The following is a 14,920-nucleotide window of genomic DNA, read 5'->3' as shown; positions in this document are numbered from 1 at the left end:
ATGACGCAGTTCACTCCCGTCGCCGGCCTGCTCATCGGTGCGTCGGCCGTGCTGCTGCTGGGCGCGCTCGGCCGGATCGCCGGCGTCAGCGGCATTGCCTTCGGCGCGCTCGCGCTGCTGCTCGACCGGCTTCGCGGCCGCGACACCGCGAACCCCGCCCCCGCCGCCGACACCGTCACCGCGCCAGCGCGGTCCGAGCTGGCGTGGCGGATCGCCTTCCTCGTCGGCCTGCTCGCGGGCGCGCGACTGTGGGCCGCGCTGTCGGGCGAGCCGTCCGCGACCGCGCGCACCGGCATGCCGGCCGCGCTGCTCATCGTGGGCGGGCTGCTCGTCGGCGCGGGCACGGCGCTCGCGCATGGCTGCACCAGCGGCCACGGCGTGTGCGGCCTCGCGCGGCTGTCGCCGCGCTCGCTGGTCGCCACGGGCGTGTTCATGGCGGTGGCCGTCGCGACGGTCTTCGTCATGCGTCATGCGGGTTGAGGCGCGGTGATGCTCAGACTGCTCACGAGCCTCGCGGCGGGCCTGCTGTTCGGCGCCGGCCTCGCCATCGGCCACATGACCGATCCGCTCAAGGTGCTGGCCTTTCTCGACATCGCGGGCGAGTGGGATCCGAGCCTCGCCTTCGTCATGGGCGGTGCGGTGCTGGTGGCCGGCATCGGCTTCCGGCGCGTGCTCGGCGCGCCCTCGCCCCGGCTCGACACGCGCTTCCATCTGCCGCCCGCGCGCCGTGTCGATCCGCGCCTCGTGACGGGCGCCGCGCTGTTCGGTCTCGGCTGGGGACTGACCGGCTACTGCCCCGGCCCGGCGCTCGCCGGCCTGGTGCTGGACAATCGGGAGACATGGCTGTTCGTGCCCGCGATGTTCGCGGGCGGCCTCGTCGCGCGCCGGCTGGCGCGCTGAACCCTTCTTCCGGAGTCCGCCGAATGGCCTCGCTCATCGTCGATGCCAACTACCGCTTCATCGCCGCCTCGCAGGAGGTGAACGCCCGCGTGACCCAGCGCCAGCAGGCGCTGGCGATGTACGTGAGCATCCTCGTCGGCCTGCTCGCGGCGGTGGTCGCGCTGCGGCCGGGCGCAGGCAGCGCGACGGCGGCGCCGGTGGAATGGCTGGTACTGGCCTTTCCGATCGCGTCGATCTGCTTCGCCTTCCTCAACTACAAGGCCGAGCGCGCGATCACCAATCTGCGCACCTTCATGTCGGAGCTGGAGCGGCTCGACGACATGCATGCGCGCCTGCCGAGCTACAACACCGATCCGCGCTGGTCGCAGGGCGCCAACCATGCGCGGCGCTTCCACGACTACGCGGTGGCGGTGTTCGTCGCGGGCGGCAACGCGCTCGGGCTGGGCGCGGCGCGCGTGATCCATCCGCTGCGCTTCGCGGAGATGCCGGCGTTCATCTGGGTCGCCGGCGTGCTCGGGCTCGCGGCCTTCGTGCTGGTGTGGCTGACGCCGCGCTGGAGCTACTCGCCAGTCTGAGCCTGCCCCGCAGGCGGCGCCTCGACTGCCGCCGTGCCAGCCGCGACGGCATGCCGCGCGGCGGACATGCCGACCGCCTCGGCCGCGCCCGCCGCCAGTTCGCCCACGAGCCAGCTCACGCCCGCGTCGGGGTCGGAGCGGCGATGCCACAGCGCCTCGATCCGTGCCACCACCGGCTCGTAGGGCAGATCGAGCAACGCGATCGCGCCCGGCCGCGCGGTCGCGCGCACATAGCCGAGCGGCAGCGTCGCCACCAGATCGCTGGTCTCCACCAGCGGCAGCACCGCGCCGTAATGCGGCACCGACACCGCAGCGCGTCCGCCGTGGGCTGCGCCGTCGATGCCGCCTTCGAGCAGCAGCCGCTCGATCCAGACCCGGCGCTGCACGCCCCGGTCGTCGAAGAAGCCGCCCGGCCCGCTCTCGGCGCTGCCCGTCAGCTCCACCACCACGTGCGGGAAGCGCAGCAGCGCCTCGCGGCTCACAGGCCCGCGCGCGAGCGGATGACCGGCTCGCACCACGAGGGCCTCGCGGTCCTCCCACAGCGCGAGCCGGCGCATGCGCGCGGGCAGTTCGTCGAACCAGCCGAGCACGAGATCGAGCCGGCCATCGTCGAGCTGGCGGATGGTGTCGAGCCGGCTGAACGGAAACACGCGCAGATCCACGCCCGGCGCGCGCGCGGCGATGCGCCGCACCAGCGGCGCCAGCAGCATCGTGCAGGCGTAGTCGGTGGCGGCGATGCGGAAGTCGCGGGTCGCGCTGGCCGGGTCGAAGCCGCCGATGTCGAGCGCCTCGTCGAGCTGTGCCAGGCCGGCGCGCAGGCGCGGCGCGAGGTCGAGGGCGCGCGTGGTCGGCTCCATGCCCCGGCCCGAGGTGACGAACAGCGGATCGCCGATCGCCTCGCGCAGCCGCGCCAGCGCATGGCTCACCGCCGAGGGCGTCAGGTGCAGCTCACGGCTCGCGCCGGCGATGCTGCGTCGTTGCATGACTGCCTCGAACACGCGCAGCAGGTTGAGGTCGATTCGCTTGGAGGACATGGGCGGCAAGGCGCGGGCGCGCGGCGAAGAAGGGTCTTGATCTTGGTGTCGGCGGGCGCGGCCGCAGCGTGCCGCGCGCCGGCGCCGATGCTGCCGGATCGGCCCGGCCCGCGCGCTGATTTGCCTGCATCCCGGGAATGCAGAAGTTTCAGCGCGCGGGCCGCGCAGGCTGAGCAGAATCCGCGCCGCGATCGCGGCCCGTCGGGAGGGCGGCGGCGCCACCGTCATGCCAAGGAGAACAAACGATGCGAGCGTCGCGCCACGCCCGTCACCTGCCCGTCCGGCTCGCTCCGCTGCTGCTCGGCGGCTGCTCGGGCGCGCCGTCGCGCAGCCTGCTCGGCGCCTATTTCCCGTCGTGGATGCTGTGCGCCTTCGGCGGCGTGCTGCTCGCGCTGCTGCTGCGCCAGCTGCTGGTACTGGCCGGCATCGAGGCGCTGCTGCCGGCGCCGCTGCTCGTTCATCTGGCCAGCGCCACGGCCTTCGCCTTCGCGCTCTGGCTGCTGTGGCTGGCCTGATGCACGCCCTGCCCCTGCCCACGGAGCCGCGCGCATGAGCGGCTGGCGCACCCCGGCGGCGCGCGCGGTCGCGCTGCTCGCGGTCGGCGCGGCCGCCTTGCTCGGCCTGCGCGTGCTGACGGTGCTCGACGCCCGGCCGCGCACCCATGACGCCTACCTCTATGCCGACAGCGCCGCGCTCGCGCCCGACGTGAACGGGCGCATCACGCGCATCGCGGTGCGCGACCACGAGCGCGTGCGCGCCGGCGCCACGCTGGTCGAGATCGACGCCGAACCCTATGAACTCAGACTGGCCCAGGCGCGCGCCCAGCGCGACGCGCTGCGCGCCCAGATCGACACCACGGCGCGCCAGGTCACGGCCCAGGGCTCGGGCGCCGACGCGGCGCGCAGCGCGGTCGAGCGCGCGCGGGTCCAGCTCGGCCTCGCGCGCGACACGCTGGCCCGCGTCGAGCCGCTGCTCGGCGCCGGCTATGTCACGCGCCAGCAGGTGGACGAGGCGCGCGCCAACGAACGCAGTGCCGAGGCCGCGCTCGCGGGCGCCCTGCTCCAGGCCACGCAGGCACGCCAGGCCGTGACCGACACCGGCGGTCTGGTCGCGCAACTGCGTGCCGCCGATGCCGCCGTCGCCCTGGCCGAGCGCGACCTGCGCAACACCGTGCTGCGCGCGCCCTTCGACGGCACGGTGGCCGGGCTCGAACTCAGCGAAGGCAGCTACGCGGCGGCCGGCCACGCGCTGTTCAGCCTCGTGCGTGCCGATCGCTGGTACGCGGTGGCCGACTTCCGCGAGACCGAGCTGGGCGCGCTCGCCATCGGCGCGCCGGCCACGGTCTGGCGCCTCGGCGACGACGGCCGCGCGCCACTGCGTGGCCGGGTCGAGAGCATCGGCCCCGGCGTGCGGCCCGAGAACGGCGGCGCGCCCGGCCTGCCCGCCGTCGGCCGCACGCTCGGCTGGGTGGTGGTGGCCCAGCGCTTTCCGGTGCGCATCCTGCTCGACGCCGCGCCGCCCGAGGCCCTGCGCGTGGGCGCGACGGTGTCGGTGCGCGTCGAGCCCGAGGCCGGCGCGGCGCCGAGCGAGACCGCCGGCGCCGGCGCCGCGCGCGACCGATGACGGCCGGCGCCGACCCGCGCCCGGCCGTCATGCCCGGGCCGGCCGGACTGATGGCGCTGCTCGCGGCCGAACTCGCGCCGCGTCCGGGCCGGCTCGCCGGCGCACTGCGGCTCGCGCTCGCCAGCGCCCTCGTGGTGGCGATCTGGATGACCTTCCGCATTCCGCTGCCGGCCTATGCGGCCTATGTCGTCTTCCTCGTCGGCGGGCGCGATCGCCAGACCACGCTTGCCACCGCCGTCGGCGGCCTGCTCGCGGCGACGCTGGCCGTCGCGCTGGCGCTGCTGCTCGCGATGCTCGATGCCGGCGAACCGGCGCTGCGGTTGCCGCTCATGGCCTGCGCCACCTTCGCCGCGATGCTGCTGGCGCGGCTGCCCGGCGCCGGACCGATCGCCTTCCTCGCCGGCTTCGTGCTGGTGCTGGCGCAGGCCGTGGTCGACGACATCCCCCGCCCCGAGGCGCTCACGCGGCTGCTGCTGTGGCTGTGGGTCGTCGCGGTGCTGCCGGCGGCGATCATCGCGCTGCTCGATCTCGCCACCGGCCAGGACGCGGTGACGCTCGCGCGCGCCGAGGCCGCACGCCGGCTCGCGCGCCTGCGCGACGCGCTCGCGGCCGGCCGGCCGGTGCCGGCCCCGGCGGCGCCGGGCGCCACCGCCACGCTGCTCGACGTCCTTGCCCGCGCCGCCGGCCTGACCGGCGCGCGCGGCCGCACCGAGGCCGACGCCGCCCGCGCGCTGCTCGCCCGCGTGGACCGGGCCGAGCGCATCGCCGCGCTCGCGCAACGCCGCGCCGACGGCAGCCCCACGGCGGCGCGGCACGCGCTCGACCGACTGCTGGCCGGCATCGACGCCGACGACCGGGCCGGACCCGACGGCGCGACCGGCGCGGACGGCCCACGCTCCGCGCCCGCCCTGCCTGAAGCGCCCGCCACGCCTGCCACGTCCGCCACGCCTGCCACGTCCGCCACGTCCGCCACGTCCGCCACGTCCGCCACGCGGATCACGCCCGCCGGGCCTGCCCGTCCCGCCGCGCCGCCGCCCTGGCGCGATCCGGTCCGGCTGCGCTTCGCGCTCAAGGCCACGCTCGCCGCGACGCTGGCCTATCTCGCCTACAGCCTGCTCGACTGGCCCGGCATCCGCACCGCGCTCGTGACCTGCTTCTTCGTCGCGCTCGACAGCACCGGCGAGACGCTGCACAAGCTCACGCTGCGGCTCGCGGGCGCGCTGGCCGGCGGGCTGCTCGGCGCGATCGCCATCGTCTGGCTGCTGCCGCGCATGACCGACATCGGCCAGCTGCTGCTGCTGATCGCGGCCGTGGCCGCGCTCTGCGGCTGGATCGCCGGCGCCAGCGAGCGGCTCGCCTATGCCGGCATGCAGATGGCGTTCGCCTTCTTCGTCGGCGTGCTCCAGGGCGACGGTCCCGGCACCGACCTGACGGTGCTGCGCGACCGCGTGGTCGGCATCCTGCTCGGCAACTTCCTGATGTCGGTGGTGTTCGCGACGCTGTGGCCGGCCGGCTCGCTCGACGGCGCGCGACGCGAACTGGCGCGCGCGCTCGACCTGCTCGCGGCCCGGCTCGACGGCGGCGACGCCGGCGATCGCGGCAGGCCCGCTGTCGGCGACGACGAGGCCGGCATCGCCGTCACGCATGCGCTCGACCGCGCGACGCGGCTCGTCGGGCTCGCCGGCTTCGAAGCCCGGTTGCGCCCGGCCGCGCGGCGGCGCGATCCGCAGGCGCTGACCGACGCGGCCCGCCGCGTGTGCGCGACCGCCTGGGTCGTCGACACGCTCGCCGAGCCGGAGCGCGACGCGCGCGGCGACGCGGCCGCGCGCGCGACCGTCGCGCTCGGACTGCGCGACTGCGCCGCCGCGCTTCTCGCGCCGGAGACCGCCGCCCGCGCTGCCGCCGCCGTGACCGCCACCGCCATCGACACCGACGTTGACGTTGACCCCAGCGCCACCCGCGACGCCACCAACACGCGTACCGACGCCACCGCGCCGCCCGACGCCCCGTCCCCCTCCTCCCTCGCCGCCGAGGCCCGACGCGACGCGCTGGCCGCTCAGGCCCGGCTGCTCGCCCGCCTCGCGCCGGAGCCCCGTCATGCGCGCTAACCCGCTGCCGCTGCTCGCCCTGCTGCTCGGCGCCTGTGCCTCCGATCCCTATGCGCTCGCGCCGCTGTCGGCCGAGCGACCCTGGCCGCTGCCCCTGCCGCCCGCCGCGCCTCCGACCGACCTGCTCGCGCCGCCGGGCACGAAGCCCGCAACCGCGCCCGCGCCGGCACCGGTCGTTCCCACCGCCGCGCCAGCCCGCGAGCCAGCCGCGCTCGCCGCCGACGCCGTCGCCGACCGCGAACTGACGCTGCCCGAACTCATCGACCTCGCCCAGCGCCACAACCCCGCGACCCGCGCCGCCTGGGAACGGGCGCGCGCCGCCGCGGCCGGCGTAGGGCTCGTCGAGAGCAGCTATCTGCCCCAGCTGTCGGTGCAGGTCATCGCCGGCATGCAGCGCACGCCGCTGCCGATTCCGGACCGGCTGGTGCCGAAGGGCTATTTCACGTCGGACACGCGCGAGCTGCTGCCCGCGCTCGCGGTCGAATGGCTGCTGTTCGACTTCGGCCGTCGTGCCGGCGCCGAGCGCGCCGCGCGCGAGACCGCCTTCGTCGCCAACGTCGCCTTCACCGGCGAGCACCAGCGGCTGATCCACGCGGTCACGCGCGACTACCTCGCGCTCGTCGCGGCGCGCGGGCGCCAGCGCGCCGCCGTCCGCGCGGTCGAGGCCGCCGGGACGGATCTCGCCGCCGTCGATGCGCGCCGCGAGCGCGGCCTTGCCACCGTGGTCGATCAGGCGAAGGCGCGGCGCCAGTCGGCGCGCGCCACGCTCGGCCTCGCGCGCGCCGACGGCGCCCTGCGCCAGGCCCGCACCGATCTGCTCGCAAGCCTCGGCCTGCCGCCGGCCACGCCGCTGCGCGTGCGCGAGGACGATGACGCGCCGCTGCCCGCCCTGCCCGTCACCGACCTCGACGGCCTGCTCGCCGACGCGCTGCAACGCCGGCCCGACCTGCTCGCCAGCCTCGGCCGCGAACGCGCCGCCGAGGCGCGTCTCGATCTCGCGCGCGCCGACGAAGGCCCGACGCTCGCGCTCGCGGGCCGCGTGTTCCAGAACCTCGGCGCGCTGCGCGCCGACGACGGCCCCTGGGCCAGCGTGAACCGCTCGGGCAATGCGCTGCTGCTGCGCTTCAGCCTGCCGCTCAGCGACGGCGGCCGGCGCGACAGCCGCATCGCCGCCGCGCGCGCCGAAGTGGAGGCGGCGCGCGCCGAACACGACCACGCGATCGACGCCGCCGCGCGCGAGATCGGCGCCGCGCGTGAATCCCTGCGCACCGCGCTGGCCGAATACGAGGCTGCCGTCGCGCTGGCCGACGCGGCGCGTATCGCGCGCGACGCCGCGCAGGAGGCCTGGCTGCGCGGCGTCGGCAACCACACGAGCCTGATCGACGCCGACAACTCGCTGGCCCAGGCCGACAGCGCGGTCGAGGACGCGCGCGCCGCCGCCCGCCTCGCCGCCGCCACGCTGGCCTTCACGACCGGCGCGGCCGGCCAGCCCTGAGCAGCAGGCGCACCGCCGCGCGGCCTCGGGCGACGGCCGCGCCGCCGGCACCGGCGAGCGGGCGCGCCATCACGCCGTGGCCGTTCAGAATCGGCCGCTCCTCCGCACAGGAACGGCCCCCAATGGACTTCGCCCGTCTCGCTGCGCTCTACGCGCTCACCGCCGTCGCCGAGATCGTCGGCTGCTATCTGCCCTGGCTCGTGCTGCGCCAGGGCCGGTCGGCGTGGCTGCTGTTGCCGGCGGCCGCCTCGCTCGCGCTGTTCGCCTGGCTGCTCACGCTGCATCCGACCGCCGCCGGCCGCACCTACGCGGCCTACGGCGGCATGTACATCGCGGTCGCGCTCGCCTGGCTGAGGCTGGTAGACGGCGTGGCGCTCACGCGCTGGGACGTGGCGGGCGCGGCGATCGCGCTCGGCGGCATGGCGGTGATCGCGTTCCAGCCGCAGGTCGCGCAGGGCTGAGCGCCGTCGGCACGGCCCGGGGCGGGACGCGCACCGTCAGGCGGCGGCGCGCGCCCGCGTGAAGGGCCGCCCGGTCAGCGCCGCGCCTGTTCCAGCGCGCGCGCCTTGTCGATGCCGGCGCGGATCGATTGCGCCACCTCGGCATCGGCCGGCACCTGGGCCAGCACGCGCTCCCATTGCGCGATGGCGCCCGCGTAATCGCCGCGCTCGAAGCGCACGCTGCCCGACAGCGCGAGCGCCTGCACATGGTCGGGCGCGAGTTCGATCGCGCGCTCGATCAGCGCCTCGGGCTCGCCGTCGAGCTTCGCGCCGCGCGCCATGCCGAGCGTGACCGCGTAGTCGAGCAGCAGATCGGCGTCGTTCGGCGCGAGATCGACGGCGCGCTTCCAGGCCGTCACCGCGCGCTCGAAGTCGCCGCGATGCTCATGCCCGCGCGCGAGCCGGCGCCAGGCCTCGACCGAGGCCGGCTCGGCGCGCGTTGCGGCTTCGAGGCGGTCGAGCGAATCGTCGTCGGCCGCGATCGCGCGCAGCACCGACGGCGCGCCGGTCACGGCATAGAGACCGGCCGCGAGCAGCGGCAGCAGCAGCACGAGCGCGCCCGCGAGCCGGCGATGCGCGGGGGTGACGGGCGCGTTTGTGGTGGGCGTGGCGTGGCCGACGGCACTCGCTGCCTCAGGCGCGTCTGGCGTCGCGACGCCATCCGCCGCCTTGCCGGCGCCGCCCGCCGCCGCGACGCGACGCGGCAGCGGTCCGACCAGCGGCCAGAGCACCGCGAGCAGCGCGGCCACCGACAGCGCGGCCGCGAGGGCGAAGAAGGTGGTCATGCGATCTCCCCGGCCTCGCCGTCATCGGGCTGGCCTTCACGCGCCTGACGGCGCAGGCGCGGCACGAGCAGGGCCAGCCCCGCGCCGACGATGAGCAGCGGTCCGCCCCAGAGCAGCCAGGTCGCCGGACGCACCGGCGGGCGGTAGAGCACGAAGTCGCCGTAGCGGCTGACGAGGAAGTCCTTCACCTCGTCGTCGCTCGCGCCGCGCGCGAGCTGGGCGCGCACCTCGGCCTTGAGGTCTAGCGCGAGCTGGGCGTGGGATTCGGCGAGGGTCTGGTTCTGGCAGACGACGCAGCGCAGCTCCTCGGCGAGGCGGCGGACGTGGTCGTCGAGCGCGCGGTCGGGCGCGGCTGCTTCGGCGACGGCCGTGCCGGCGTCGGGCGCCGTCGAGTCGGCCGCGCGCGCGGTCGGCTGGCCGGCCAGCAGCGCCGCCAGCAGCAGGCCCGCGAGCCGGGCCGGCCGCGCGAGGGCTGCAATCGCTTGCAGCTCAGCCACGCTCCAGCTCCCGCAGCAGCGGCGCGAGGGTCTTGTCCCAGGCTTCCTGCGTGATCGGGCCGGTGAACTTGAAGCGCACGACGCCGGCCTTGTCGATCACGAAGGTCTCGGGCACGCCCACCACGCCCCAGTCCATGCCGGCGCGGCCCTTGGCGTCCTCCACCGACAGCTTGTAGGGGTCGCCGTGCTCGGCCAGCCATTTGCCGGCCTCGGCGCGCGTGTCCATGTAGTCGAGGCCGACGACGGTCACGGCCTTCTTCTTCGCGAGCTCGACCAGCAGCGGATGTTCCTTGCGGCAGGACGTGCACCACGAGGCCCAGACATTCAGCAGCCAGACCTGGCCGCGCAACTGCTCGGGGCCGAAGTTCTGGGTCGGCTGGTCGAGGCGCGGCAGCGAGAACGCGGGCGCGGGCTTGCCCACGAGCGGCGACGGCAGCTCTGACGGATCGCGGCGCAGGCCGGCACCAAGCAGGGTGACAAGGGCGATGACGGCCCCGATCGGGACGAGAAGGCGACGCAGGGGCAGGCTCATGACTTGTACGCAGGGATGGCGCCGGCGGCGTGGGCCGGCGCGGGTTCGGGGAGCGGGTTGGCGGCTTCGCGCGCCGATCGCCGCCGCGCGCCGCGATAGCGCCGGTCGGCCGCCGCGAGCGCGCCGCCGGCCGCGATCAGCAGCGCGCCGGCCCAGACCCAGCCCATCAGCGGCTTGTGTTGCACGCGCACGACCCAGGCGCCGTCGGGCGTCGATTCGCTGAGCGAGACGTATAGGTCGCGCAACAAGCCGCGATCGACGGCGGCCTCGGTCATCGGCATCTGCTGCACGACGTAGAAGCGCTTTTCCGGATGCAGCGTGGCGACCGCGCGCCCGTCGCGCGTCACGGTGAAGCTCGCGCGACCGGCGACATAGTTGGGGCCTTCCTTGCGCTCGATGCCGTCGAAGGCGAAGCGGTAGTCGCCGAGCGTGACCGCCTCGCCGGGGCGCAGGCTGGCGTCGACGCTCGCGTCGAAGCTGCGCACCACCGTCACGCCCAGCACGAACACGCCGACGCCCGCATGCGCGAGCAGCATCCCCCACCAGCCGAGCGGCTGGCCGGCGACGCGGCGCAGGAAGCCGTCGGCGCCCGCGAGCCGCGCGCGCACTTCGAGCGCGGTCGCGATCAGCAGCCAGAAGCCCGCCGCCAGCCCCGCCGCCGTCGCAACCGAGCTGCGCAGCGCGACCGCCGCGCCCGCCGCGAGCAGCACGGCCGCGAGTGCCGGCCAGCGCAGCCGCGCCAGCACCGCGCGCAGGCCGTCGCGCTTCCAGGCCACGAGCGGCCCAAGGCCGGTGAGCAGCGCGAGCGCCAGCGCCAGCGGCATGAACACCGCGTCGAAGTAGGGCGGCCCGACCGAGATCTTGCCGAGGCCGAGCGCGTCGAGCGCAAGCGGATACAGCGTGCCGAGCAGCACCGTCGCCGCCGACGCCGCGAGCAGCAGGTTGTTGATCAGCAGCAGCGCCTCGCGCGAGAACGGCTCGAAGCGCTTGCCGAGGCCCACCGTCGGCGCGCGCCACGCATACAGCGCGAGCGCCGAGCCGATCACCAGCGCCAGCAGCACGAGGATGGCCAGCCCGCGCCTCGGGTCGCTTGCAAACGCATGCACGGACGTGAGCACGCCCGAGCGCACGAGGAAGGTGCCGAGCAGCGACAGCGAGAACGCGAGGATCGCGAGCAGCACCGTCCAGTTGCGGAAGCTGTCGCGCTTCTCGGTCACGACCAGCGAATGGATGAGCGCCGTGCCGACCAGCCAGGGCATGAAGGACGCGTTCTCCACGGCGTCCCAGAACCACCAGCCGCCCCAGCCCAGCTCGTAATAGGCCCAGGCGCTGCCGAGAAAGATGCCGAGCGTCAGAAAGCTCCACGCGAGCAGCGTCCACGGCCGGGTCCAGCGTGCCCAGGCCGCGTCGAGCCGGCCGCCGACGAGCGCCGCGATCGCGAACGCGAAGGCCACCGAGAAGCCTACATAGCCCATGTAGAGGATGGGCGGGTGGGCGATCATCCCCGCGTCCTGAAGCAGCGGATTGAGGTCGCGGCCGTCGGCCGGCGCGTCGATGCGCGCGAAGGGATTGGACGTGAACAGCAGGAAGGTCAGCAGCCCGAGCGAGATCAGCCCCATCGTCGCGAGCACGCGCGCCACCAGCTCGGCCGGCAGCGAGCGGCTGAACAGCCCCACGGCCACGCTCCACGCCGACAGCATCGCGATCCACAGCAGCACCGAGCCTTCATGCCCGCCCCACACGGCGCAGACGCGATAGGCCAGCGGCAGCCGCGAATTGGAGTTGGCCGCCACATAGCCGACCGAGAAGTCGTTGGTGACGAAGGCCTGCACCAGCGCCGCGAATGCGAGCGCGACGAAGCCCGCCTGGGCGAAGGCGGCCGGGCGCGCGATCGCCGTGAGCCGCGCATCGCCGCGCGCCGCGCCCCACCACGGCAGCGTGCCCTGGGCGAGCGCGAGCGCGAAGGCCAGCGCGAGCGCGAAATTGCCGAGTTCGGGAATCACTTCGGCACCTCGGCGGCGAGCTTTGCCACGCCCTGCTCGTGCGCGGTCTTCAGCGCCTGCGCGGCCTCGGGCGGCATGTAGTTCTCGTCATGCTTGGCGAGCACCTCGTCGGCGACGAAAGCGCCGTCGGCCGCGAGCCGGCCTTGCGCGACCACGCCCTTGCCTTCCTTGAACAGGTCGGGCAGCGCGCCGCGATAGCGCACGGGCACCGTGCGCGCGGTATCGGTCACGACGAAGCTCACCGTCAGGCCGTCGCCGTCGCGGCGCAGGCTGCCGGTCTCGACCAGCCCGCCGATGCGGAAGCGCCGTTCATGCGGCGCCTCGCCACCCGCCACCTGGCTCGGCGTGTAGAAGAACACGAGGTTCTGGCGGAAGGCCGCGAGCACCAGCCATACGCCGATGCCGAGCACCGCGATCCCGCCCAGCACGAGGCCGAGGCGCTTGTGGCGCGGCTTCATGCTCCGGCTCCGGTGAGGTTGTCGTCCGGCGTGCCGGCAGTGCCGTGGCGCCGGTTGGCGGCGTGATCGTCATGCCCGTCGTCGGCGCGCGCGTCGCGCAGTTCGTGGATGCGCTCGATCGCGGCGCGCCGGCGCAGGCCGATGGCGATCTGCTCGCCGGCGAGCACCGCGAGCGCGACCAGCACCGAGCCCCACACATAGCCACCGTAGCCGCCCATCGCCGCGAAATCCGCGAGCGAGGCCCAGTGAGGATGGAGACCGTTCATGCACCCACCTCCGGCAGCTTCAGCACCCAGTCGTTGCCGGCTTCGCGTTCGAGCACGATCGCGCGCAGCCGGCGCAGCACGCTCGCGATGGCCCAGGCCCAGAGGCCGAGCGCGCACAGCAGCAGCGCCGCGAGCATGTCGGGCGCCATCGACGGCGCCGCGCCGAGGCGGATCGTCGCGCCCTGATGCAGCGTGTTCCACCACTGCACCGAGAAGTAGATGACCGGCACGTTGACCGCGCCCACGACCGCCAGCAGCGCGCCCGCGCGGTCGGCGCGGCGCGGGTCTTCGATGGCAGCCTGGAGCGCGATGAAGCCGAGGTAGAGGAAGAGCAGCAGCAGCACCGAGGTGAGCCGCGCATCCCACACCCACCACGCGCCCCAGGTCGGCCGGCCCCAGAGCGCGCCGGTCCACAGGCAGAGGAAGGCGGCGAGCGCGCCCGTCGGTGCAAGCGCTTTCATGAGCATGAACGACAGCCGCGTGCCGAACACGTAGCCGACCGCGCCCCAGAAGGCCATCGCGAGATAGACGACCATCGAGATCCAGGCCGCCGGCACGTGCAGGAAGATGATCCGGTAGGCGTCGCCCTGCTGCGCGTCGGTGGGCGCGAAGCCGAAGCCGAGCACGAGGCCGGCCGCGAGCAGCAGCGCGCCGACGGCGTAGAGCCAGGGCAGCAGCCGGCCCGCGAGCGGATAGAACACCGACGGCGCGGCGTACTTCCACGAAGGCCGCGCGGCGCCGCGCCGGAGGCCGGGCGGCACGGGATGGAGCAGGGTCGAGGTCATGCGGAGGAAGCCTTGATCGTTGTTGGTTGGAGCCACCGCGCCCTCAGTCGAGCGCGACGCGCAGCGCCATCGCCGCCGCCCAGGGCGCGAGCACGAGCGAGAACGCGAGCAGCCCGCCGAGCAGCAGCAGATGCGCGGCCACGCCGCCGCCGGGCTCGGCGCCCACCGCGCCGGCACCGAACACCAGCACCGGCACCTGAAGCGGCAGCACCAGCAGCGAGACGAGCACGCCGCCACCGCGCAGGCCCAGCGTCAGCGCGCCACCGATCGCGCCGGTAAGGCCCAGCACCGGCGTGCCGAGCAGCAGGCTCGCGACGAGCACGCCGATCGCCTCGACCGGCAGGCCGAACAGCAGCCCGAGCAGCGGCGCCAGCAGCACCAGCGGCAGGCCCGACACCAGCCAGTGCGCGAGCGCCTTGGCGGTCACGACCAGCGGCAGCGGCTCGGCCGACAGCAGCAGTTGCTCAAGCGTGCCGTCGGCGTGGTCGGCGGCAAACAAACGGTTGAGAGAAAGCATTGATGAAAAAACCGCAGTCACCCACAGCACGCCGGGTGCAATGGTTTGCAGCATTGCCGGCTCCGGGCCGACGCCGAGCGGGAACAGCGCCGCCGCGAGCGCGAAGAACAGCAGCACGCCGAGCGCGTCGGCCGGGCGGCGCCAGGCCAGCAGCAGGTCGCGCCGGACCAGCGCGATGAAGCCGCTCATGGCCGCGCGACCCGCGGGCGCCAGGCGTCGAGTTCGAGCGACTGGAGCCGGCGCGCGGCCAGCGTCTGCGGCTGGTGGGTGGTGAAGACGAGGCTCGCGCCCTCGGCAAGACGGGCGTCGAGCGTGGCGACGAGCGCCTCGATCGCGGCGGCGTCGAGCGCGGCGAAGGGCTCGTCGAGCACGATCAGCCTCGCGTCGCGCGCGAGGAACAGCCGCGCGAGGCTCACGCGCCGGCGTTGGCCTTGCGACAGCCGGCCCGCCGGCACGCGCGCGATGCGCGACAGCCCGGCCTGGGCCAGCGCGTCGGCCACCGACTGCCAGTTGACCGGCCGGCCCGCGAGCATCGCCGCGAAGCCGAGGTTCTCGCTCGCGGTCAGTTCGTCCTTCAGGCCGGCCGCGTGGCCGATGAACAGCAGCTCGCGGCGGAAGTCCTCGCGCAGCTTGTGCACGAGGCTGCCGCGCCAGCGCAGCTCGCCGGCGGCCGGCGCCGACAGACCGCAGAGGATGCGCAGCAGGCTGCTCTTGCCGGCGCCGTTCGGCCCGCGCACCCAGAGCGCCTCGCCGGCGCCGACGGTGAAGTCGAGGCCGGCGAAGAGCTCGCGCCCGCCGCGTTCGCAGGCGAGGTTGCTGGCTTCGAGGGTCACGGCTGGTGT

Annotated in this window: 18 protein-coding genes; 8 read left to right on the top strand and 10 right to left on the bottom strand. The window is 75.0% G+C overall.

Annotated features, from left to right (window positions below):
• The 3 genes from H566_RS0111050 to H566_RS0111040 are packed head-to-tail and all read left to right on the top strand — an operon-like array spanning window position 1 to window position 1,475.
• The gene (locus H566_RS0111050; RefSeq protein ID WP_028311487.1) at window positions 1-480 is read left to right on the top strand and encodes a YeeE/YedE family protein; all 480 of its coding nucleotides are present in this window, start codon (window positions 1-3) and stop codon (window positions 478-480) included.
• Window positions 481-489: 9 nt separating this feature from the next.
• Window positions 490-900 carry a DUF6691 family protein gene (locus tag H566_RS0111045; RefSeq protein WP_028311486.1) on the top strand — a complete coding sequence of 137 codons (411 nt, stop codon included), beginning with the start codon at window positions 490-492 and terminating at the stop codon, window positions 898-900.
• 23 nt (window positions 901-923) lie between these two features.
• Entirely contained in the window at window positions 924-1,475 is a 552-nt protein-coding gene (locus H566_RS0111040) for a hypothetical protein (RefSeq protein ID WP_028311485.1), read from the top strand.
• On the opposite strand, the gene H566_RS24465 is transcribed toward H566_RS0111040, so the two are convergent.
• Complete coding sequence (locus H566_RS24465) at window positions 1,460-2,509, bottom strand: LysR family transcriptional regulator (protein WP_084544997.1); 1,050 nt, start codon at window positions 2,507-2,509, stop codon at window positions 1,460-1,462. The two genes, H566_RS0111040 and H566_RS24465, sit on opposite strands and share 16 nt — an antisense overlap.
• A 245-nt stretch (window positions 2,510-2,754) precedes the next feature.
• Between H566_RS24465 and H566_RS0111030 the strand changes: the two genes are divergently transcribed.
• The 5 genes from H566_RS0111030 (at window position 2,755) to H566_RS0111005 (ending at window position 8,196) form a co-directional block, all read left to right on the top strand.
• The gene (locus tag H566_RS0111030; protein WP_028311484.1) at window positions 2,755-3,024 is read left to right on the top strand and encodes a YtcA family lipoprotein; all 270 of its coding nucleotides are present in this window, start codon (window positions 2,755-2,757) and stop codon (window positions 3,022-3,024) included.
• 34 nt (window positions 3,025-3,058) lie between these two features.
• Window positions 3,059-4,132 carry an HlyD family efflux transporter periplasmic adaptor subunit gene (locus tag H566_RS24460; protein ID WP_084544996.1) on the top strand — a complete coding sequence of 358 codons (1,074 nt, stop codon included), beginning with the start codon at window positions 3,059-3,061 and terminating at the stop codon, window positions 4,130-4,132.
• The gene (locus H566_RS24455) at window positions 4,129-6,240 is read left to right on the top strand and encodes an FUSC family protein (protein WP_051378646.1); all 2,112 of its coding nucleotides are present in this window, start codon (window positions 4,129-4,131) and stop codon (window positions 6,238-6,240) included. Before H566_RS24460 ends, H566_RS24455 begins: the two co-directional genes overlap by 4 nt.
• Window positions 6,230-7,735 carry a TolC family protein gene (locus tag H566_RS0111015; protein ID WP_028311483.1) on the top strand — a complete coding sequence of 502 codons (1,506 nt, stop codon included), beginning with the start codon at window positions 6,230-6,232 and terminating at the stop codon, window positions 7,733-7,735. Before H566_RS24455 ends, H566_RS0111015 begins: the two co-directional genes overlap by 11 nt.
• A gap of 122 nt (window positions 7,736-7,857) precedes the next feature.
• Window positions 7,858-8,196 (top strand): YnfA family protein, encoded by a 339-nt coding sequence (locus H566_RS0111005; protein WP_028311482.1) that lies wholly within the window; start codon window positions 7,858-7,860, stop codon window positions 8,194-8,196.
• A gap of 74 nt (window positions 8,197-8,270) precedes the next feature.
• Here the strand turns inward: H566_RS0111005 and H566_RS27450 are convergent, their stop codons facing one another.
• From H566_RS27450 to ccmA, 9 genes are read right to left on the bottom strand one after another with little or no spacing between them, the layout of a single operon-like run.
• The gene (locus tag H566_RS27450; RefSeq protein WP_051378645.1) at window positions 8,271-9,020 is read right to left on the bottom strand and encodes a tetratricopeptide repeat protein; all 750 of its coding nucleotides are present in this window, start codon (window positions 9,018-9,020) and stop codon (window positions 8,271-8,273) included.
• Complete coding sequence (locus H566_RS24445; protein WP_245591344.1) at window positions 9,017-9,517, bottom strand: cytochrome c-type biogenesis protein; 501 nt, start codon at window positions 9,515-9,517, stop codon at window positions 9,017-9,019. The genes H566_RS27450 and H566_RS24445 overlap by 4 nt, the downstream gene beginning before the upstream one ends.
• Window positions 9,510-10,049, bottom strand: a complete 540-nt coding sequence (locus tag H566_RS0110990; RefSeq protein WP_028311481.1) for a DsbE family thiol:disulfide interchange protein — start codon at window positions 10,047-10,049, stop codon at window positions 9,510-9,512. Before H566_RS0110990 ends, H566_RS24445 begins: the two co-directional genes overlap by 8 nt.
• Window positions 10,046-12,052, bottom strand: a complete 2,007-nt coding sequence (locus H566_RS24440) for a heme lyase CcmF/NrfE family subunit (protein ID WP_051378644.1) — start codon at window positions 12,050-12,052, stop codon at window positions 10,046-10,048. The genes H566_RS0110990 and H566_RS24440 overlap by 4 nt, the downstream gene beginning before the upstream one ends.
• Window positions 12,049-12,510 carry a cytochrome c maturation protein CcmE gene (ccmE, locus tag H566_RS0110980; protein ID WP_028311480.1) on the bottom strand — a complete coding sequence of 154 codons (462 nt, stop codon included), beginning with the start codon at window positions 12,508-12,510 and terminating at the stop codon, window positions 12,049-12,051. The genes H566_RS24440 and ccmE overlap by 4 nt, the downstream gene beginning before the upstream one ends.
• Window positions 12,507-12,776, bottom strand: a complete 270-nt coding sequence (gene ccmD / locus H566_RS24435) for a heme exporter protein CcmD (RefSeq protein WP_084544995.1) — start codon at window positions 12,774-12,776, stop codon at window positions 12,507-12,509. The genes ccmE and ccmD overlap by 4 nt, the downstream gene beginning before the upstream one ends.
• A complete protein-coding gene (ccmC, locus tag H566_RS0110970; protein ID WP_084544994.1) occupies window positions 12,773-13,561 on the bottom strand; it encodes a heme ABC transporter permease CcmC in 789 nt (262 codons plus the stop codon). The genes ccmD and ccmC overlap by 4 nt, the downstream gene beginning before the upstream one ends.
• Before the next feature lie 43 nt (window positions 13,562-13,604).
• Window positions 13,605-14,267 carry a heme exporter protein CcmB gene (ccmB, locus tag H566_RS0110965; RefSeq protein ID WP_034411459.1) on the bottom strand — a complete coding sequence of 221 codons (663 nt, stop codon included), beginning with the start codon at window positions 14,265-14,267 and terminating at the stop codon, window positions 13,605-13,607.
• Window positions 14,264-14,911 (bottom strand): cytochrome c biogenesis heme-transporting ATPase CcmA, encoded by a 648-nt coding sequence (ccmA, locus tag H566_RS24430; protein ID WP_034411457.1) that lies wholly within the window; start codon window positions 14,909-14,911, stop codon window positions 14,264-14,266. The genes ccmB and ccmA overlap by 4 nt, the downstream gene beginning before the upstream one ends.
• Window positions 14,912-14,920 lie beyond the last annotated feature (9 nt).

The organism is Derxia gummosa DSM 723, assembly GCF_000482785.1.
GTDB lineage: Bacteria > Pseudomonadota > Gammaproteobacteria > Burkholderiales > Burkholderiaceae_E > Derxia > Derxia gummosa.
The sequence above is the reverse complement of the archived record's forward strand: the minus strand, read 5'-3'. Positions and strand labels throughout refer to the sequence as shown.